Source organism: Candidatus Paceibacter sp. (genome assembly GCA_013360865.1).
Classification (GTDB): domain Bacteria; phylum Patescibacteriota; class Minisyncoccia; order UBA9983; family UBA9983; genus SURF-57.
The window spans coordinates 21,022-40,641 of the sequence record JABWAS010000003.1; the positions used below are offsets into that span (position 1 = coordinate 21,022).

The following is a 19,620-nucleotide window of genomic DNA, read 5'->3' on the forward strand; positions in this document are numbered from 1 at the left end:
GTTATAAAGTTCATAAAGTAAGTTTTTTATTTTTCAGATAATCCAAACTTTATAAACTTTCAACTTTACAAACTTTTAACTTATAAGCATGTCATTGACGCGATGCTGTCGTCCGGCTTCATCCTCATTATTCTAACACCTTGCGTCTGCCTGCCCAGCACCGGCACTTCCGCCAGCGAAGTCCTGATGACCTGCCCTTTCTGGGAAATGGCAATCATCTCTTCCACTTCGGGGCCGACGATTCTTGCCACCATCAATGGTCCGGTTTTGGGCGTCACCTTAAAGGTCTTGATGCCCGAGCCGCCCCTTTTCTGCAGCCGGTAATTTTTTATGCCGGTTTTTTTGCCGTAGCCGTTTTGCCCCATCGTCAAAAGATACTGGTCTTTCTTGCCGTCCGTGGCCACGTCGGCTCCGACAAGCTCGTCTTTTTCCGCCAGCTTGATGCCCCGCACGCCTCCGGCGGCCCGCCCCATTGCCCGGATATCGGATTCCTTAAACATTATAGACTGACCAAGTTTCGTGGCCAGAATCACATAATCGTTTTTGGAAACAAAATGGGTGAACTTCAGCTCGTCGTCTTTCTCCAACCGGATGGCGATGATGCCGTTGCGCCTCACGTCCTTGAAGCTTGAAGCGTCCACTTTTTTGACCGTGCCGTTTTTGGTGGCCATCACCAGGAAGTTCTGGGCTTCTTTGGCCGATTTGGGCGCCACCAAAACCGAGGTGACTTTTTCCTCGCCGGAAAGAGCCAGAAAGTTCATAATTGATTTGCCTTTGGTGGCGCGCTTGCCTTCCGATAGTTCGTACATTTTTATCTGGTACACCTTGCCTTTGTCGGTGAAGAAAAGCAGGTCGTCATGGGTGTTTGCGGTGACAAAAATATTCACAAAATCTTCTTCTTTTGTTTCAATATCGGCCACCCCCATGCCGCCTCTCTTTTGGGCGCGGTAAGCCTCTGGGTCCGTCCTTTTTACATAGCCGCCCTTGGTCAGCGTCATCACCTGGTCTTTTGATTCCACAAGATCTTCCTCCGACATCACTTTGGCGGCGCGGGACATGACTTTCGTCCTTCTTTCGTCGGCGTATTTGTTTCTCACTTCCGTAAGCTCATCTCTGATGACCTTCATTATTTTCTTCGGGTCGGCCAAAAGAGAGCGCAAGTCTTTGATGAGTTTTTGCTTCTCCTTCAGCTCGTCTTCAATTTTCTGCCGCTCCAGATTGGCCAATGACTGCAGCTTCATCTCCAGAATGGCGTTGGCTTGTTTGTCGGAAAATTTGAACTTGGCCATCAACTGCTTCTGGGCGTCGTCCCTGTCTTTGGATGCCCGGATGGTTTTGATTATCGCGTCAATGTGGTCCAGCGCTTTCTTCAAACCTTCCAATATATGAGCGCGGTCCAACGCCCGGTTGAGGTCATACTGCGTTCTGCGGCGCACCACTACTTCGCGGTGATTAACGAAGTGCTGCAAAATTTCCTTCAAACGCAATACCTGCGGCTGGAGACCGTCCACCAAAGCGATCATGTTGAAGTGGAAAGTCTTTTCCAAATCGGTGTGTTTGTACAGATTGTTTAAAACATTCTGCGGATTGATGCCTGTTTTCAGGTCAATGACTATTCGCACTTTTTCTTCCCTGTCGGATTCGTCGCGGATGTCTCTTATGCCTTCTATTTTTTTGTCCCGCACCAGGTCGGCCATCTTCATTATCATTTCCGATTTGTTAACCTGATACGGAATGGATGAGATTATTATCTGGAAACCGCTTCTGTCCGACTCCACTATCTCCGCTTCGCCCCGGGTGACCACGCCGCCGCGGCCGGTGGCGTAAGCCTGCTGGATGTCTTTGGCGTTGAATATCAGACCGCCGGTCGGAAAATCCGGCCCTTTGACGAATTGCATCAGGTCGTCCAAAGAAGCTTCCGGATTGTCTATAAGATGGTTAGTGGCGTCTATAACTTCCCCGAGGTTGTGCGGCGGGATACTGGTCGCCATACCCACGGCGATGCCGAAAGAGCCGTTAATTATAAGTTGAGGAACGGCGGCCGGAAGAACTGACGGCTCCATCAATCGGTTGTCGTAATTAGGCTTGAAGTCCACCGTTTCTTTTTGGATGTCTTCAAGCATCTGGCCGGCCACGGAAGTCATTCTGGCTTCGGTGTACCTCATGGCCGCTGGCGAGTCGCCGTCTATGGAACCCCAGTTGCCCTGGCCGTCCACCAGCGGGTATCTCATCAAAAAGTCCTGGGCCATTCTGGCCATGGCGTCGTAAACGGGAATGTCGCCGTGGGGATGATATTTACCGAGCGTGTCGCCGACGATGGCCGCCGACTTCAAAAATTTAGCCGAGTGGCTCAAGCCGGCCTGATGCATGGTGTAAAGAATTTTCCGGTGCACCGGTTTGAGTCCGTCGCGTACGTCCGGCAAGGCGCGGGACACGATGACGGAAACGGCGTAGTCTATGAAAGACTCCCGCATTTCCTGCGAGATGTCTCTTTTTACGACTCTTGTTTCTTTATTATTGTTGTTCTCCATTTATTTCTTCTTCTGCCGTCGCTTCTGTTTCCGTTATTTCCGCCTCGTTTGTTTCCGCTTCATCCAAACTTCCTGCCATATCGCTTAAACCGCCAGCCATTTGCGCCACCCCATCCTCAACCATCTCTTTAAATACGGCAAACGGCGACGATACGGCGGTTTCTTTTTTCAGGCTTTCTCCCGTCGTCAGCCTCAATGTGGAAACCCAGGCGGCTACTATAATAAACATAATAACAAAAAGGCTGACAAAAACTATCCGCCGTTTTACATGGTCGGGCTTTTTCTGCATATTTTCTATTTTATCAATTAAAGACATCTCTTTAATAAATCCGAATATCGAAATTCGAAACAATATCTAAATTCAAATATTTAAATCCTAAAAGTTTTGAATTTTGATTTTCCATCATTTTGAATTTGTTTCGAATTTCGTGCTTCGTGTTTCGTGTTTTAATTTCTATACCGCCGGCTCCAAAACCACGACTTCCGTCTTTTTGTCCGCCAAATCTTTTCTTTTAATGGTAAGCTTGTCAGCCGGTTTTACCCCTTCGCTGCCGAACTCTTTCAAAAACTGCTTCAGCTGAACTTCTTTATAATGCATCGGGATGACAATTTTCGGCTCAATGTGGGCGGCTATGCCAGCAGCTTTCTGCGGGTCCAACGCGCCGCTTCCTCCGATAGGCAGAAAAAGAATGTCCACTTCGCCGACATCGGCTTTGAGCTTCGGGTCAATATCTTTTTCGCCAAAGGCGCCCAAGTGGCAGATATTGATATCTTCCAAAGATAGCGCGTAGACGGTGTTTATTTTCCCGCCGTTGGAACCGATACCTTTTATATGTATTCCTCTGGTTTCGTATTCGCCCTTGCCGTCTATAAGAAGAGTTTTGGCGGATTCGTCGCCTTTTTTGGCCAAATTTTCCCAGCCGTTGTAATCCTTGTCGTTTTTGCTGACAAAAACCACATCGGCGCCAAAACGCGGCGATTTGTATTCCGATTCTTTGGCCGGCGGATTAAAAGCCAGCACAAAGTCACCCGATTGAACCTTAAAGCACGCCGCGCCGTAATAAGTGATTACCATAAGTGATGACATTTTAGCAAAATTTTAGAAAACGATATAGAGTTGACAAAGTACCATAAATATTGTTATTCTGTGGAATTTTCACCCTTATAAATATCAATTTTAAAAAAAGGAGAGAACGCCGGATTAAGTTCTTTTTCTTGTAAAACTTGTATATGGCGGTGGCGGAAACATCGGTATTGAATTTTCTTTTAATTAACATTCTCATTTTCTTCGGACCGTAATTCAATCTCAACTTTTGTTCACTGATAAATATTTTCAATTCACCCTTGATTTTTGTCTCCGGACGTTCTTTCTTTGACGCGTATATTATTGAACCGCAATCAATGTTTTTCCATTTGTAATATGTTTTGCGAGAGATGAAATACAAACCGCACACTTCATCAACCGTTTTCCCCAATTTCTCGACCAAAAAATACCACTTTCTCCTGACTTTGGGCGCGTACGCCGCTGACTGCTTTTTGTTGGCCATGTGATTAAATTGTTATCTGGTAAAGATGGTTAACCTTTGTCACCTCAATTTACCAGAAATGTCACCCCATATGGCTAACTGTACGAAAACTTGCAATATTTTTTATGTTATACTACTTTTATGTGCAAAACTTGCGCAAAACACAACCCGAAGAAAAAGGGTAAAAAGAAAAAGTAAATTATTCAACCAATAAACTTATGCAAAATTCAAAGCAAAATTTCGTTTTGTGGGCGGTGGTGGGCGTTATCGTCATCGGTTCGGTTTTCGGCATGATAAAACTGGCTTCAGTAAAGCCAGGCAATAATGGCGACAACGATTCCAACCTTACGGTTTCCGCCTTAAGCGCCACCGACCAAATCAAAGGCAACGCCAGTTCCACCAATGTAATAATTGAGTACAGCGACTTCCAGTGCCCCGCCTGCGCTTCCTATCATCCGATAGTCAAACAATTCGTGGCCGACTCCGGCGACAAGGTCGCTTTCGTTTACCGCCACTTCCCGCTTCCCCAACACAAGAACGCCAAAACTTCCGCCGCCGCCGCCGAGGCCGCCGGCAAGCAGGGCAAATTCTGGGAGATGCACGACCTGATTTTTGAAAACCAGAAGGCGTGGGAAAATTCCGCCAAGGCCGAAGAAATTTTTACCGGCTACGCGCGGCAACTCGGCTTGAATGTGGAACAGTTCGCGGCTGACTATAATTCCGAAGAAATAAAGGCCAAGGTTGACGCCGATTACAAAAGCGGCGTAAAGGCCGGCGTCAACTCCACCCCCTCTTTCTTTCTCAACGGGAAGAAGATAACCAACCCCCGAAGCTACGATGAATTCAAAACTCTCTTACAGCAAAACGGCTAGCGGCGCGAAATTTTTTTCTAAAACGGGAATACTGATGGCCGTCGTCAGTTTCTTCGGTCTGCTGGACTCTTCTTACCTTGCCTCCAAACATTACTCCGGCACATTGCCACCCTGCGGCTTGTTCCAGGGCTGCGACGTGGTGACAACGAGCAAATTCGCCGAGATCGGCGGAGTTTCCGTGGCTTTACTCGGGGCGATATATTATCTTGTCGTCCTTCTGGTTTCCATAATTTACCTGCAGACAAAAAATAAAAAAATTCTTTTCTTCCTCTCCTTATTCGTCCCCGTCGGGTTCGCGGCTTCGGCGTGGTTCTTTTTCGTGCAGGCCTTCGTTCTAAAATATTTCTGCGCTTACTGCCTGTTCTCCGCTTTCACCTCCACCACTCTTTTCGTCATAGGATTGGCGACATTTTTCCGACTCAAAAAAGAAATTCACACCGGAGTATTGCAAGAAAATCCGGCAGGATTATAATGATTTTTTGTTTATTATGAACTCCGGCGCCGGTTTTGGGTTTCTTTTTGCCAATTTAAAAAGAAACTGGAAGTCAGGGATCACCGTTTCCCTCGTATCCATACCGCTTTCGGTTTCTTTGGCCGTGGCCGCCAATGCCACGCCGCTGATGGGCATCATTACCGGCGTCTGGGCCGGATTGATTGCTTCGTTTTTCGGCGGCAGCAACTTCAACATTGTCGGGCCGACCGGCGCCCTGTCCGGGATTTTGGCGATGTTCGCCATCACCCACGGCGTCGGCGCTCTGCCGGCCTTGGCCGTGGCCAGCGGCGTTATAATCCTCGTCTCCTTCGCCCTGCATTTGGAAAAATACATCATTCTTATCCCCTCCAGCGTCATCCATGGGTTTACTTTGGGCGTAGCCTTTATCATCGGGCTCAACCAGCTCAACTACGCGCTCGGCCTGCAGGGACTTCCGGCGCACGAAAAGTTCATCAACAACGTGGCCGAATCATTAAGGCACATCGGCCGGTTTGACGTCTGGGCGTTGGCGCTTTTCGCCATAACTTTGTGCATCCTGTTCGTGTTTTTGAAACTTGTTCCCAAAATCCCCGGACCGATAATCGTGGCGCCGCTGGGAATATTTTTGGGTTACCTTTCCGAAAACGGAATGATAGAAGCGCAGTTCCAAACCCTGCACACGAAGTTCGGGGAGATCGGCTCGCAGATAGCGCAACTGCCGTCTTTCTCGTCGTTTTTCGGCAATTTTACGGATATGGGTTTGATAAAGGCCTCGTTGGCTATCGCCGTCGTGGCCATTCTGGAGACGCTCATCTCGGCCAAAATCGCCGACGGCATGACCAAAACAAAATCCAAGCCCCGCAAGGAAATGTTCGGTCTCGGTCTGGCCAACATCGCTTCCGGACTTTTCGGCGGCATACCGGCCACCGCCGCACTGGCCCGGACTTCGCTTAACGTGAAAAGCGGCGCGACTCACAAAATGTCGGCCACCATCAGCAGCATTATGATAGCCGCGATATCGCTGATGTTTCTCTCTTACTTCAAATATTTGCCCATGGCCGTGGTGGCTTCTATCCTGGTTTACGTGGCTTTCCGCATGGTGGAAGCGGAGCACTTCAAACACATTTACACCCACGACAAATCCGCCTTCGGCCTCACTCTGGCCGTGGCCGGCATCACCGTCGCCCAGGACCCGATAATCGGCATTTTGGTCGGCTCGGTCATCGCCCTGCTTATTTTCGTCAACCAACTTTCCAAAGGACAGAGCGAAATAATCATCAACAAAGACAAAAAAATGATCGCCCGCATCCAGACGCTCAAATTCAACGAAATAGAAAAACATTCCGGAGACGTGGTGGTGTACAGAATGGCCGGCCAGATGAATTACATCAATTCCCAATCGCATTTGGACAATTTGAGCAAGATAAACGGAGCGCACACGGTCGTCCTTAATTTCAGAAACTTATTCCACATAGACTTGGACGGGCTGGACGCTCTGGAGGAAATAGTTTCTTCCAACGAGGCCAAAGGGAAAAAGGTGATGGTGACCAGCGCGGGGCCGTTTATTCTGCCGGCGCTGGAAAGAGAGCCCTGGTACCAAGGCTTGAAAAGCAAGGGTTTAATTTTCAACAGCACCACGGACGCTTTGGAATCGCTTGGTTTTAAACTGGACAAAAACGCGGGCAAAGACGGCAAAGGCGGGGCGCTATTGCAGGATTGCGTTCAGTGTGGTACAGTAGATAACTAGAAACGTTTTCTTTTAAATAAAAAGCCGGAATGCCGGTTATATAAATATAAATATTTATTTTATAAGGAGAATTATTATATGAGTACAGTCGTCGTGGCAAAGAGAAAGAGGGGGACCAAAAGAACGCAAGAAATTATTTCAGTTGCTGCAATATATTGCACACACACCGGATTATTCTGTGCCACCCATGCCGGTTGCGTGTGGCTAAAAAGAAGCAAATCGCCCACTGATCTCTGTTTCACCCAGGAAAAAAACATGGAAGCGACGCAGATAAATGAGTACGAAACAATGCTTCGTTGAGCTAGCTATTTAATTTTTTATATTTTATCTCCTTAAACAGCCCCGCCAGAGGTCGGGGCTTTGTTTTTTCATTTTAAAAGTCCCCTTTTGCTGTATAATAATTGGATGGCGCTGATACAAAATATTGACCTCTGGGCGGCCGGTTACGCCGAATCAATACGGAGCGTTTTTTTGACTTCGTTTTTCAAGACTGTCACTTACTTAGGCGAGTGGTCTATTGTTCTGGCGGTAGCCATAATCGTCGCTTTAGTTTTGATTACCAAAGGGAAAAAGGTTTATGCCCTCACTCTGGCCTTGATAACATTTTTAAGTATCGGCTCCGTCTTTATTTTAAAATACGCTATTCAACGCCCACGGCCAATTGACGGCATTATTGACGAAACTTCATTTTCTTTCCCCAGTCTTCATGCCGTTCTTTCCGTAGCTTTTTATGGTCTGATAATTTATTTTTTGTGGGAAAGATTTAAAAGCCCGCGGTTCCGCTTTTTTAAAATATTATTCGGCCTTGTTTTGGTGTTGTTTATCGGCTTCAGCCGCGTTTATCTTGGCGTGCATTATTTGAGCGACGTGCTGGGCGGTTATCTTTTGGGGCTGTTCTGGCTGACGGCCGGAATTTACGCTTCTTTTAAAAGTGGCAAGGCGAGACCTTGACATAAGTCATGTCAAGGTCTCGCCTTGCCACTTGCCAAAACCATAATCAACCATGACTTTAAACTCCCCCTTTGAAGAAAATTTCCGCCTGACGGAAAGGCAAAAAGACGGCCTGGCCAAACTCGGGCTTAAGACCTCGCGCGATTTGCTTTTTTACTTCCCTTCCCGCTACGAACATTTTTCGGAAAGGAAAAATATCATTGATTTGGCGGAGGGCGACAAAACCACCGTCTTCGGCGAAGTGCTGGAAGCGGAAACTTCCAAAACCTGGCGCAAAAAAATGGCCATATCGGAAATAACCGTGGGCGACAACACCGGCCTGTTGAATGCCGTCTGGTTTCGCCAGCCCTACGTGGCCAAAATGCTTAAAATCGGCGACAAGGTGGCGCTTACCGGAAAAATTTCCATCGGCAAATCCGGCTTTTACGTCAGCAACCCGTCTTTTGAGAAAATAAGTTCTTACGAAGCGTTGGGCGAAGGTTCAATGATTCTGCCGATTTATCCGGAAACTGTCGGCATCACTTCACGATGGCTGCGCTTCGCCGTTGACCGTATTCTTAAAAAAGTCGGCCTGACGGAGCTGCAAGACCCACTGCCGGAAAAAGTTCTAGCCAAATATCATCTGCCCTCTCTCGCCTCTTCTCTTATCTACATTCACAAACCGCAGAAAGAAAGCGACGCCCAAGCCGCCCGCAAAAGATTCGCTTTTGAAGAAATATTTTTCATCCAACTCGCCAGACTTAAACAACGCGCCGAAGTTGAGAAGAAACACTCTTACGCCGTCAAATGCGCGCCGGAAGAACTGGAAAATTTGTTTTCTCTTTTTCCTTTCCAGCTCACAAACTCGCAGGAAAATTCCATCCGGGCGATAGCGGAAGACTTCCAAAAAAATCATCCGATGTCGCGTCTTTTGGAGGGCGACGTCGGTTCGGGCAAAACGGCCGTGGCAGTGGCCGCCAGTTTTATGGTTTTAAACAGCGGCCTGCAAACGGCCTATATGGCCCCGACAGAAATTCTGGCCGAACAGCACTTCAAATCTTTCATCGGCTATTTTTCCCAACTCCGGCGGCCGGCAAAAATCGGACTTATCACATCCTCCGGCTGCAAAAAATTCCCCTCCAAGGTAAACGTCGGCCAACCGACGCCGATATCAAAAAGCCAGCTGCTTAAATGGGTGGAAAACGGAGAAATACCGATACTGATAGGCACTCACTCGCTGATTCAGGAAAGCGTGAGGTTTAAAAACCTGGCGCTGGCGATAATAGACGAGCAGCACCGCTTCGGCACCGGCCAAAGAGCGCTTCTGGCCTCCCAAAAATCGGACAAAATTCCCCATCTTCTCTCCATGACCGCCACGCCCATTCCCCGCACCCTGGCTTTGACCGCCTACGGCGACCTTGATTTGTCTTTGCTGGACGAGCTGCCGCAGGGGCGCAAAAAGATAATTACTCGCGCGATTTCGCCTAGTGGCAGAGATTCGGCTTACGAAGAAATAAGGAAAGAAATTTCCGCCGGACGGCAAGCGTTCGTTATCTGCCCAAGAATAGACGAGCCAGACGAAGAAAAAATAAACGCGCTTAACGTTAAAGCGGTAAAAGAGGAGGCCAAAAGACTGAAGAAAGAAATTTTCCCGGAATTTGAGGTCGGGATGCTGCACGGCAAAATGTTGCCGAAAGAAAAAGAAGAAGCGCTGAGCGATTTTAAAAAAGGAAAGACGAATATTCTGGTCGCCACCTCCGTGGTGGAAGTCGGCATAGACATCCCCAACGCCACCATAATTTTAATAGAAGGGGCGGAAAGGTTCGGCCTCTCCCAGCTTCATCAGCTAAGGGGTCGGGTCGGACGGGGCGAGCACCAATCTTATTGCTATGTTTTCGCGGAATCAAAATCGCAGAAGACAATGGAAAGACTGAAGGCTTTTGTTGAAGGCAAAAATGGCTTTGAACTGGCCGAGTACGATTTGCAGTTGCGCGGGGCCGGCGAGCTCGGCGGTGGCAAACAATGGGGCATATCCGATGTCGGTATGGAAGCTTTAAGAAATATCAAAATGGTGGAAGCGGCCCGGGAAGAATCGCAAAAAATAATCAAAGACGACCCGGAATTTAAAAAATATCCGTTAATCGCCGAACGGCTCAAAAACGGCAAAAAAATCCATTTTGAATAATTCTTAGTTGGACTCGGTTACAGATTTCTGCGATAGCGGGATTTTGTATCTGATGGTTAAGTTTAAAATCAAGGTTAAACCTTGAGATGCTTTTTAAGGTTTAACCTTGATTTTTTCATTGGGCATTGACAAATACTTACCTAAAATGGTATAAGGTAAAAAATACCTTAAAATAAGCGGACGGCGCAACATCTCCTCCCTGACGCCTGGTCAGCGCAGCGTCAGAATTCAAAACATATCTGTCGTTGTGCCGTTCGCTCAAAATAATCGGCAGGCGAAGGGTTCATAACCCGACTCGCTTGCCCGGCAAGAATAAGCGCTGGTGAATATACTAATACCGCAAAACCAATTCACCGCCGCGGCATCAACAAGCCGCGCAAGGTTCTTTTCTCCTTGTTTCTTTACTTGGCTTATTCTTGCCAAATTTTTAAACAAAACTCCAATTCGTTCGTTGGGGTTTTTATTTTTGAGATAAATAAATGGGCGCACCAGGACTCGAATCCCGTAGAATTGGCTTTGCAAACTCACGGGACAGGCCTAGGACCCCAGAGGTATATAAGATATAAAGTCGTCGCTCAAATCAAATGATTATGTGGTGCGCGCACTAGGACTCGAACCTAGGACCACCAAGGTATAAGCTTGGCGCTCTACCAACTGAGCTATGCGCGCGCACCACACATCACTTGAATTTTCGCTAGACTTTATAAGCTCCGTGCTTGTGTGGATTTATCCTATCTCCGCGTGGGTGTTTTCCAGAGTTTCTTTCTTCGGCCTGATTCCGTGCTTTGAGATTATAGCATTAAACTCGTCGCTTTCAATGGTCTCTTTTTCTATAAGAGTGCTGGCGATTTCTTCCAAAACAGCTTTGTGTTTGGACAAGACTTCTTTGGCCTCTTTGTGAGATTCGCTAATTATCTTCGTTATTTCCGCGTCAATTTCTTTAGCCACATCTTCGGAATAATTTTTTTCCGTGACAAATTCCTTGCCCAAAAACACCGGTTCGCTTCGGCCGCCCCAAGCCACCGGCCCGATTTTGTCCGACATGCCGTAGCGCATCACCAAGGCTCTCGCGATTTCCGTGGCGTGTCGCAAGTCGTCGGCCGCGCCGGTCGTCAGGTCGTCAAATATCATTTTTTCCGCCGAGTATCCGCCCAGCGCCACCGCTATCTCGTCCGTAAAATGGGCCTTGGAGTAAAGATGCTTTTCCTCCAAAGGCAGTTTAAGAGTGTAACCGGCCGCTCTGCCGCGGGACACGACGGAAACTTTATGCACCGGGTCGGCGTGCTTGAGCACCGACGAAACCAAGGCGTGGCCGGCTTCGTGGTAAGAAGCGATTTTCTTTTCCTCTCCGGTCAGGAGATGGCTTTTTCTTTCCGGTCCGAGCAGAACTTTTTCTATGGAACGGATGAGGTCAAACTGGCCGATTTTCTTCCTTTCTTCGCGGGCGGCCAGAATCGCCGCCTCATTCATCAGGTTTTGCAAATCAGCGCCGGAGAAGCCGGGCGTTCTCTCCGCCACCAGTTCCAGATTCACGTCCTCGGCGAAGGGTTTGTTTCGGGAATGAATCGCCAATATTTCCTTTCTTTCCTTAATGTCCGGCAAATCAAGAACAACGCGCCGGTCAAATCTGCCCGGCCGCAACAACGCCGGATCCAGCACGTCTGGCCGATTGGTGGCCGCCATCACAATCACTTTTTCGTGGGGCTCAAAGCCGTCCATTTCCACCAGGATCTGATTGAGGGTTTGTTCCCTTTCGTCGTGGCCGCCACCCAAGCCCGCTCCGCGGTGCCTGCCCACCGCGTCAATTTCGTCCACAAAGATTATCGCCGGAGCGGAACTTTTGGCCACTCGGAACAAATCCCTGACGCGGCTGGCCCCGACGCCAACAAACAGCTCCACGAACTCGGAGCCGGATACGTGGAAAAACGGGACATTGCTTTCTCCTGCCACCGCTCTGGCCAATAAAGTCTTGCCGCTACCGGGCGGTCCCATCAAGAGAACACCTTTAGGAATACGCGCGCCAATGTCCAGAAATTTTTTGGGGTTGCGCAAAAATTCAACTATTTCTTTCAACTCCTCCTTCACTTCGTGCGCTCCGGCCACGTCTTTAAACGTCACTTTTTCTTTTTTGTCGTCCGGCTCTATCACCCGCGCCTGCGTCTTGCCGAAAGAAAACGACTGCAGATTGGCGCTTTTGACCTGCCGGGCCGCCATCCAGAAAAAGAACACTATTATAAGTATCGGCAGAAGCAAAGGCAGAATGGTGCTCATCCACACCAAAAATCCGGATGGACTACTTATGTCTATTTTTACCAAAGACAGCTGCTCTTTGGAAACGCCGTAGTTGGCCAGTGTTTCCGTCAGCGCCGTTTCCGTTTCTTTCTTGGATTCTATGACTTTGCCGTCCTTCAGGGTCACTTCCAGATTATTGCCCTCAACTTTTATTTCCCGCACGTTGCCGGCGTTAATTTCGCCCACCAGCTGGGAAATGGGCGCCTGCTCTCTATCGGCAAACTGGCCGACGAGCAAAGAATAAAATCCCGCCATTACCATCAGGATAAGCAGGATTATTATGATGTTTTTGGAAAAAAGCTTCATGTTTTGATGTTTGGATTATACTATTAAAATCGCCAAAATCAACTTATAATAGGTTTATGTCCGCGCTTTTGGAAAACAAGAAGGCTTATTTTGACTATGAAATTATGGAAAAATTCCAGGCCGGTTTGGAGCTGCTTGGCTGGGAAGTTAAATCTTTAAGGAATAAACAAGGTTCGCTGGCCGGCTCCCGGGTGATAATCCGGGGCGGCGAAGCGTTTTTAGTGGGAGCAAGCGTTTCTCCTTATCAGCCTAAAAACATCGCCAGCGGTTCCGCCAAAGCGGGAGAAGAAAACAGGACAATAAAACTTCTGCTGACAAAAAAAGAGCTGAACTATCTGGCGGGCAAGGCGGAAGAAAAAGGGCTGACGCTCATCCCTCTTAAAATTTTTACTCTGGGCAAAAAATTGAAGCTGGAGCTCGCCCTCGTCCGCGGCAAGAAAAAATTTGAAAAACGGGAAAAAATCAAAAAAAGAGAAACGGAAAGAAATGTTAGGAGATTGATGAAAGAGTAAATTGTTTCTTCAATTAAAAAGATCTTGTTTTATAAACGGTTTTAGGTCTGATTTAACGAGAATTCTTTGAGTGTCAGTTTTCTTAATTAAAGACAATAATGGGGTTGTAGAATTATCTAGATTATTATCGTCTGTAATGGAAAAACCAACATATTCAATTTTCTCTTTATTTCTGTGGCGGACCCAGTCAATCGCTGGTATCAAATCCGAATCAGAACTAACAATAACAGCAGTATCGTATTGATTATCAACTGCTCCTACTATTAAGTCAGTAGCTAATTTAACGTCTATTCCCTTTTCTCGCAATCTCTCGAATTCGATTTTCTTAACACCCATACTTAAAAGTTTTTTATAATCGACAACTCTGTTATCAATAATAGGACTTACGCACTTTGGCAGAATTAAGCAAAATCCATGTGCTGAATAATGATTTTAAGCCATTAGTTGCTAAGTTTTTGCTAAAAAGTGCATTTTGCGTAAGTCCTAATAATAATTACTTTTTGTCAGACGTCAAGATAATAAAAATTTACCTGTGAAAATGCAAATCTATTGACTATAAAAAAATAAACTATAAGCTAACGGTGGGGTTTGAGAAAGATTTGGAGCCAATCGGGCAACTCACCTTGCGGATAACAAAATGAGTCTAGTAACACTTCATTTATGGGGTTAAATTACCAGGGTTATAGAGAGGTCAAGTTAAAGATTGCTTGTGACTTATCTTCTGATCTACCCTAGCCCGACAATATTTATTGTCGGGCTATTTTATTTATAATATCAAAAAATTTGACAATCAGTCTTATTTTATAGTATTATGTTTTCGTAGGGGATGATCGGCCTGGACAAAGAGTACGTTTAAATCACGCAAGCCGAGTGTTCTAAAAACTCGTAAAACTTTCAGAAATCTAATTAAGCGTCAAAAACTTATTTAGCCAACCGGCGTTAGCTTACGCTTAACCCGGCGTTCCCCCGGCCCACTTCCGATAAGCCGGACGGAATGTCATTTATCGGGATAGGAAAATTTCCGCCTCAAAAATTTTCCGAAAAATTAGAGGCTCTGGATTCGGAGATTTTGATTGTTTAATACCCCGTTTCCGAAACGAACAAACAACCTAAGCTTGTAGAACTGATTTAAAACAGCTTTTTGCACGGCGGTTCGATTCCGCCCATCTCCATAAATAAAATGCTCCAGCTTGCCTAGGGCCATTTTTATTTATGAGCACGATGAAACGGAATCGAACGGACTGACTAAATGTCAGTCCGCGGAATTTTCCATAAGAAAATTGATTCCGCCCATCTCCGTCTATAACCAAAATGTTGTTATGCCACGATTAGTCATGCTACAATTTTTATATGAATAAACTAATTATTGGAATTATTATTATTATCGCCGTTGTCATCGGTGGTTATTTTCTTATTAATCCTCGCCCTGCCGAAAAAGAAGAGCAATCTAACGCGTTAGATTATAAAAACGCTAGTTATGTCATTGACGGGAAAACCATCCAACTTCGTGATGGTATCGCTATTACGGAAGCAATTCCGGGCTCCGCGTCTAAAATCACGACTCGCCACTTCGGCAACGAACTAAAAACGGATCTTGACGGCGATGGACTAGAAGACATCGCGTTTATTCTCACGCAAGACAGAGGAGGCTCCGGCACGTTCTACTATGCCGTGGCCGCTCTAAATACTGCCCAAGGGTATATCGGCTCCGATGGATATCTGCTCGGAGATCGTATCGCGCCACAGAGCACAACGATTAGCCCGAATCCTCGCCATAAATATGTTGTTGTCTTTAACTACGCAGACAGAAAAGAAGGCGAGCCGATGACCAAACCGCCGTCTGTCGGCAAAAGCGTATATCTAAAGATAAATCCCGCCACAACGCAGTGGGGTATTGTAGTTCCGGACTTTGAAGGAGAATCGCGATAAAAATCTTGCCATCTCCCTAATCGGTTTTTTATTTATCACTGTTCTGTATTTCCTCTTTAATCCTCTCTTCTAGTTTGTCCTCGTGGTCTCTATAATAATCCTCCACCAGAGTGGCGCTTTTATGCGCCTCGGAATATTTTTTGCCAAGCGACATTAAAAACCTTTCGCGCAACTCATGCAGAATGATAAACTTTCTTTCTTCCGGCGAAAGCACCTCGTCTATCCAAATCTCGTTTTTAGGAATAAAAGAATAAACTTTGTCATGACCGCCCTCCGCGTATTCAACCAGAAAAAAATCCCTAACCAGTTTACCGTCAACAAGCCAGATTTTAATTTTTTCCCCGCTCTCTTCTAAAATTTTCTTTCTCACTGTTTCCAGTAATTCCTTCCTGTTTTTGGGCGCTCTGAAGTGGTTTTTATTATTCTCCGCCTCTCTTTCTTTTTTCTCAAAAAAGTCGGCTTTCTTCACGGCTTCGTCATAACCTTCCCCGACTTTTATCAAGCCCATTTCCACAAACATATGGTTTATGAAAAATTTTCTTTCCTCCGGATTGGTTTCCTCGTCAATCCACAACTCGCGCTTCGGAACAAAACTGTGGTTATAATGATGATCGTACTCGACAAAATTTTCGTTTATAACTTTCCTCACGTACTGCCCGTCCACCAACCACACGTTATAATCTCTTATTTTTTCTATCTTCTTTACGTAAATATTTTTATCTTTAGCGCCGGACATTTTATTATAGAATCGTTGTTATTTCCCCAGCTCTAATAAAATCACGCTGTAAGGACTCATTTCCAGAGTTGTTTTAAACGTTCCGTCTTTGCTTACTTCTATTTTTGTTTCTCTTTTTGAACCCTCCAAAGAAACACGGGGGTTGTTGTTTATTTTATTTATAAATTCCGATATTTCCGGCCTGGCGCCAACGGAAAAACCGGAACGGTTGCCGTAGTAGAAAAGAGAGTCTCGAGTTTTGCTATATATACCAACGACATCCGAAATTACTTTATCTCCGACGTCGGCGCAATTCAGGCCGGCCGGAGCGCATAATCTTTTTATCTGGTCTTTAAGGCAAGATTTTTTGTCAGCCTGGCCGGCGCACAACCGCGCCGCTTTTTCAATAGTATTTATCTGATTTTCCGCGTAAAAATTTCTTAAATAATTTCTGACTTCAGCCAAGGCGGCTGCCTGAGAATCCTGATTCGCCTTCCGGACGGCCAATTCTATTTCCCCGCTTAATCCACATTCGGCGTTGCCCTTAGCCGGTTCTGTCTTTTTGTTATAGCGGCAGGCGTTGGAATTATCTTTGTCTATGACATGCGCGGTCATTCTGGCGCTTCCGGAAAAAGGAATGTTCTCAATTTCCAGCGAAACTTCTTTTTTGTTTTCCGTAGAGCCGAACAGTTCGTAAAACTTCGCCTTGTTTATCTCCGGAACGAAATAGGACAGCAAAACCCGAACCTTCTCGCCATCTCTTGTTTTTGAAGCCAGCGCGCTTATCGAATCATCGCTTTTCGCCGCGTTCAGGAGAAACGGTGTTTGATTTTCAGCTTTTCCGCCAAGCAAGGACATCATTCTCATCGCGTTATAAACCGGCTTTATCACTCCGTCGCGGCTTATGGCTCCAGGGTCCCCGGCGAATAATTCGCTATTCTGGAAGTCGTTGAAATGGAAAAAGGTCTGGCGGTCAATGCTGCCAATCATATTTTCCAAGGCATAAACATAATAAGAAGCGGTAAACTCCGTCTCGTGTTCCAGCGGCTTTTGCAGACCGGGGTCGTAATTGAACTCATCCAGTATCAAGGGCGTGTTTTGGTCAAAACCGCTTTCATCAAGCCAATCTTTAAGCGACTGGCTTATTTCAATAATCTCGTTTTTACTTCCGCGAAAATCATTCCAGCCGACGTACATATGCCACGTCACAAAACTCACCCTCAAATCTTCTTTGTCGGCGTATTTCAGAAAATCTTTAACGACATCGTGATTCCACACCGACGAGCCCGGCCCGCCTATCTTAACCTGAGGATCGGCTTTAACGGCTCCGTTAAAGCTGTATTTGTACAAACGCAAATACTCTTCTTCCGTCGCCGTCCAGAAGTCGTCGTTTTTAAAAACATAGTTTTGGTCGGCCTCGTTCCAAACTTCGTAAAGCAAGTCAATTCCCAATTCATTTTTGTAATGTCTGACTACGCCTTCAACCAAATTCGCCCATTCATTATAATCGCGCGGAGGAGCAATGCCCCAGTTTTCAGAACATTCATAATTGCTACCGTTTTTCTCGCATTTGCTGCTTAAAAACTTAGGCATGCCGTATATGGTAAAAATCACGTCGGCGCCAGCCTTTTTATAAGAAAGGATTGTCTCGTCAATATTTTTAAGTTTCAAAAAATAATCATCAAAATTTTCCGCTTCTTCGGAAACATAAGACCTTAAAACCAAACCTGTTCTGTACAACCCAGGATTATTCTCCGCGTGGAATTTGTTTCTGTAATAAGGCTGGAGATAAGTCGGACCCCATTGGGAAACATCCATTCCGGCTCTTAACACTTCCGGAAATTCGGCTTCGCTAAGGTAATCAACGGCCACGGCGGAAGGTGCGGGCGTGCCCTCTTTAATCGCTTCAAGAAACATGGCTACTATCTTCGTGAAATTCCCCTTTTGTTCTTCGGGAAGAGCAGCCAGTATTTTGTTTATAATCTGGCGGTGAATTACTAATTTTTCCAGAAGAGCTTTTTTTATTTCCGCCGCTTCTTTTTCGTTTTTAGTGTTTTTTATGTAACCGGCGACAAATTCAGCCAGTTTTTGGTATTTTCCGACCAATAATTCCAGGCGCTGGAGCTTGTCTGCGGTAATTAGCTTTTCCATTTCGGCCAACCTTTCTTCGCCGTAATTTATTTTTTTGATAAACCTTTTTGATTTGCTGAAAGTAAATAATAGATTTATCTTTTCTGAATAATTGTCAAAGAAATAAAATAAATCGCCAGGAACAAAACCTGCCTTTATTGTTTCCATTGAGGAAGCGGGATAATTTGGCGCCGCGTCCACATTACCCGCTTTAAACCAAAAACTGGAAACCAAAAAAATTAACAACATAAACAATGGCAATATTCCGCCCAAAATTGATTTTTTAAAAAATTTTTTAAACATAAGTTAAACTGATAAACAGTCTATTAATGTTTAATTAAGTTTAACACAAAAACACTCTAATTAAACATTGCCTCGATATTTCAATAATGATAACATCTTAACGAAATGTTAAGCAAAATTTCAAGGAAGCAATACATTCTGCTTGTTGTTTCCTTTCTGGCTATTTTAGCCGAAAGCGGATATTTAGCCTTAAATTTTTTCCGGAATTACGAGCTTGAAAAAGCGCTGCTTAAAACCGAGGTAGAAGATGCCCAAAACGCGCTGGCTCTGCAATCTCAAACAATAAACAACCTGATAAAAGAGCTGGAAAACATAAGAAAAGAATCCGTCAGCAACACCGAAGGTATAAGAAGAAACCTCGCCGAAGAAGCCAGAAAAAGAGAGGAGGCCGCCAGAAAACTGGAAGAAAAAATAACCCAGGCGGAAACGCGGACGCTGACAGCCCAGCAGCAGCTCCAGGCCAGAGAAGAATCAACCAACCGCAAAATTTCCGCGCTGGAAGAAAAAGTTTCCAAAAATACTTCTTACGATCTTGCTTCCATAATCTCCCAATGGCAGCCGATTATATCCATCGTCCGGTGCGATTTCCGCTACTCCGACACCGGCCGCCTTTATTACCAGACCAGCGGCTCTGGCATCGCCATCAAGTTTGACGACGCGCCCATATCCATTCTTACCAATAAGCACGTGGTGACCGACGACAACAGTTTCGGCGCCACCTCCTGCTCGGCGTCCTTTTCCGACAAGAGCGCCGTGACCGTTTCTTCCGGAGACATCAGAGTTTCCTCCAAGGGCTACGATCTAGGCTATGTTTACATAAATAATCCGGACAGCCGCCTAAGAAGCATCACTTCCCAATTCCCCTCTTTCTGCCCCGCCAAGCCCGCTTTGGGCGATGAGATTGTGGTGCTCGGCTACCCGGTAACCGGCTCCAAAGACGGCGCCACCGCCACCGAAGGCATCATCTCCGGATTTGACGGAAAATATTTCATCACTTCGGCCAAAGTTGAGCAGGGCAATTCCGGCGGCGCGGCCATTTTGCTTAAAGACAACTGCCTGCTGGGTATCCCCACTTTCGTCCGGCTGGGCAAAGCCGAATCGCTGGCCCGAATTTTGGACATCTGGACGACGATAGAAAAATAACAAGGGCCTCTTTACAAACACTTAAAT

General features: G+C 46.1%; 17 protein-coding genes, 1 tRNA gene and 1 other RNA gene. 10 read left to right on the plus strand and 9 right to left on the minus strand.

All coding sequences use genetic code 11. The features are described from left to right. Positions 1–80 precede the first annotated feature (80 nt). The 4 genes from gyrA to HUT38_00885 form a co-directional block, all read right to left on the minus strand. The gene (gene gyrA, locus HUT38_00870) at positions 81–2,531 is read right to left on the minus strand and encodes a DNA gyrase subunit A (GenBank protein ID NUQ57031.1); all 2,451 of its coding nucleotides are present in this window, start codon (positions 2,529–2,531) and stop codon (positions 81–83) included. Then, positions 2,515–2,847 (minus strand): hypothetical protein, encoded by a 333-nt coding sequence (locus HUT38_00875; GenBank protein NUQ57032.1) that lies wholly within the window; start codon positions 2,845–2,847, stop codon positions 2,515–2,517. Before HUT38_00875 ends, gyrA begins: the two co-directional genes overlap by 17 nt. A 138-nt stretch (positions 2,848–2,985) precedes the next feature. Beyond that, positions 2,986–3,618: an MBL fold metallo-hydrolase gene (locus HUT38_00880; protein ID NUQ57033.1), complete on the minus strand. Its 633-nt coding sequence runs from the start codon at positions 3,616–3,618 to the stop codon at positions 2,986–2,988. Position 3,619: 1 nt separating this feature from the next. Beyond that, positions 3,620–4,078 (minus strand): hypothetical protein, encoded by a 459-nt coding sequence (locus HUT38_00885; GenBank protein NUQ57034.1) that lies wholly within the window; start codon positions 4,076–4,078, stop codon positions 3,620–3,622. A 269-nt stretch (positions 4,079–4,347) separates the two neighbouring features. Between HUT38_00885 and HUT38_00890 the strand changes: the two genes are divergently transcribed. The 6 genes from HUT38_00890 to recG all read left to right on the plus strand — a co-directional run bounded on the left by HUT38_00890 (position 4,348) and on the right by recG (position 10,263). Beyond that, positions 4,348–4,929: a DsbA family protein gene (locus tag HUT38_00890; protein ID NUQ57035.1), complete on the plus strand. Its 582-nt coding sequence runs from the start codon at positions 4,348–4,350 to the stop codon at positions 4,927–4,929. Beyond that, positions 4,895–5,401, plus strand: coding sequence for a vitamin K epoxide reductase family protein (locus HUT38_00895; GenBank protein NUQ57036.1), 507 nt, complete (start codon positions 4,895–4,897; stop codon positions 5,399–5,401). The genes HUT38_00890 and HUT38_00895 overlap by 35 nt, the downstream gene beginning before the upstream one ends. 7 nt (positions 5,402–5,408) lie before the next feature. After that, positions 5,409–7,148 (plus strand): SulP family inorganic anion transporter, encoded by a 1,740-nt coding sequence (locus HUT38_00900; protein NUQ57037.1) that lies wholly within the window; start codon positions 5,409–5,411, stop codon positions 7,146–7,148. Between the two features lie 78 nt (positions 7,149–7,226). Continuing rightward, the gene (locus HUT38_00905; protein NUQ57038.1) at positions 7,227–7,448 is read left to right on the plus strand and encodes a hypothetical protein; all 222 of its coding nucleotides are present in this window, start codon (positions 7,227–7,229) and stop codon (positions 7,446–7,448) included. Between the two features lie 105 nt (positions 7,449–7,553). Further along, positions 7,554–8,099 (plus strand): phosphatase PAP2 family protein, encoded by a 546-nt coding sequence (locus tag HUT38_00910; protein ID NUQ57039.1) that lies wholly within the window; start codon positions 7,554–7,556, stop codon positions 8,097–8,099. 52 nt (positions 8,100–8,151) lie between these two features. Then, on the plus strand, positions 8,152–10,263 hold the full coding sequence (gene recG, locus HUT38_00915; GenBank protein NUQ57040.1) for an ATP-dependent DNA helicase RecG: 2,112 nt from the start codon (positions 8,152–8,154) through the stop codon (positions 10,261–10,263). A 593-nt stretch (positions 10,264–10,856) separates the two neighbouring features. On the opposite strand, the gene HUT38_00920 is transcribed toward recG, so the two are convergent. After that, positions 10,857–10,932 (minus strand) — tRNA-Ile (locus HUT38_00920). 57 nt (positions 10,933–10,989) lie between these two features. Continuing rightward, positions 10,990–12,861, minus strand: coding sequence for an ATP-dependent zinc metalloprotease FtsH (hflB, locus tag HUT38_00925; GenBank protein NUQ57041.1), 1,872 nt, complete (start codon positions 12,859–12,861; stop codon positions 10,990–10,992). A 56-nt stretch (positions 12,862–12,917) separates the two neighbouring features. On the opposite strand from hflB, the gene smpB reads away from it, so the two are divergent. Continuing rightward, entirely contained in the window at positions 12,918–13,373 is a 456-nt protein-coding gene (gene smpB, locus HUT38_00930; GenBank protein NUQ57042.1) for an SsrA-binding protein SmpB, read from the plus strand. Between the two features lie 9 nt (positions 13,374–13,382). Here the strand turns inward: smpB and HUT38_00935 are convergent, their stop codons facing one another. Then, positions 13,383–13,709 (minus strand): NYN domain-containing protein, encoded by a 327-nt coding sequence (locus HUT38_00935; GenBank protein ID NUQ57043.1) that lies wholly within the window; start codon positions 13,707–13,709, stop codon positions 13,383–13,385. Positions 13,710–14,195: 486 nt separating this feature from the next. Between HUT38_00935 and ssrA the strand changes: the two genes are divergently transcribed. Beyond that, positions 14,196–14,548, plus strand: a transfer-messenger RNA (tmRNA) gene (gene ssrA, locus HUT38_00940). A gap of 175 nt (positions 14,549–14,723) precedes the next feature. After that, positions 14,724–15,302, plus strand: a complete 579-nt coding sequence (locus HUT38_00945) for a hypothetical protein (protein ID NUQ57044.1) — start codon at positions 14,724–14,726, stop codon at positions 15,300–15,302. Positions 15,303–15,330: 28 nt separating this feature from the next. Here the strand turns inward: HUT38_00945 and HUT38_00950 are convergent, their stop codons facing one another. Further along, on the minus strand, positions 15,331–16,038 hold the full coding sequence (locus tag HUT38_00950) for a hypothetical protein (protein ID NUQ57045.1): 708 nt from the start codon (positions 16,036–16,038) through the stop codon (positions 15,331–15,333). An 18-nt stretch (positions 16,039–16,056) separates the two neighbouring features. After that, positions 16,057–18,396: a hypothetical protein gene (locus tag HUT38_00955; protein ID NUQ57046.1), complete on the minus strand. Its 2,340-nt coding sequence runs from the start codon at positions 18,394–18,396 to the stop codon at positions 16,057–16,059. A gap of 159 nt (positions 18,397–18,555) precedes the next feature. Between HUT38_00955 and HUT38_00960 the strand changes: the two genes are divergently transcribed. Then, entirely contained in the window at positions 18,556–19,593 is a 1,038-nt protein-coding gene (locus tag HUT38_00960) for a trypsin-like peptidase domain-containing protein (GenBank protein ID NUQ57047.1), read from the plus strand. Positions 19,594–19,620: the final 27 nt, after the last annotated feature.

Coding starts and splice junctions, on each gene's coding strand:
- gyrA (NUQ57031.1), bottom strand. CDS start 2,531: ATGGAGAACAACAATAATAAAGAAACAAGAGTCGTAAAAAGAGACATC.
- HUT38_00875 (NUQ57032.1), bottom strand. CDS start 2,847: ATGTCTTTAATTGATAAAATAGAAAATATGCAGAAAAAGCCCGACCAT.
- HUT38_00880 (NUQ57033.1), bottom strand. CDS start 3,618: ATGTCATCACTTATGGTAATCACTTATTACGGCGCGGCGTGCTTTAAG.
- HUT38_00885 (NUQ57034.1), bottom strand. CDS start 4,078: ATGGCCAACAAAAAGCAGTCAGCGGCGTACGCGCCCAAAGTCAGGAGA.
- HUT38_00890 (NUQ57035.1), top strand. CDS start 4,348: ATGATAAAACTGGCTTCAGTAAAGCCAGGCAATAATGGCGACAACGAT.
- HUT38_00895 (NUQ57036.1), top strand. CDS start 4,895: ATGAATTCAAAACTCTCTTACAGCAAAACGGCTAGCGGCGCGAAATTT.
- HUT38_00905 (NUQ57038.1), top strand. CDS start 7,227: ATGAGTACAGTCGTCGTGGCAAAGAGAAAGAGGGGGACCAAAAGAACG.
- HUT38_00910 (NUQ57039.1), top strand. CDS start 7,554: ATGGCGCTGATACAAAATATTGACCTCTGGGCGGCCGGTTACGCCGAA.
- recG (NUQ57040.1), top strand. CDS start 8,152: ATGACTTTAAACTCCCCCTTTGAAGAAAATTTCCGCCTGACGGAAAGG.
- hflB (NUQ57041.1), bottom strand. CDS start 12,861: ATGAAGCTTTTTTCCAAAAACATCATAATAATCCTGCTTATCCTGATG.
- smpB (NUQ57042.1), top strand. CDS start 12,918: ATGTCCGCGCTTTTGGAAAACAAGAAGGCTTATTTTGACTATGAAATT.
- HUT38_00935 (NUQ57043.1), bottom strand. CDS start 13,709: ATGGGTGTTAAGAAAATCGAATTCGAGAGATTGCGAGAAAAGGGAATA.
- HUT38_00945 (NUQ57044.1), top strand. CDS start 14,724: ATGAATAAACTAATTATTGGAATTATTATTATTATCGCCGTTGTCATC.
- HUT38_00950 (NUQ57045.1), bottom strand. CDS start 16,038: ATGTCCGGCGCTAAAGATAAAAATATTTACGTAAAGAAGATAGAAAAA.
- HUT38_00955 (NUQ57046.1), bottom strand. CDS start 18,396: ATGTTGTTAATTTTTTTGGTTTCCAGTTTTTGGTTTAAAGCGGGTAAT.
- HUT38_00960 (NUQ57047.1), top strand. CDS start 18,556: ATGTTAAGCAAAATTTCAAGGAAGCAATACATTCTGCTTGTTGTTTCC.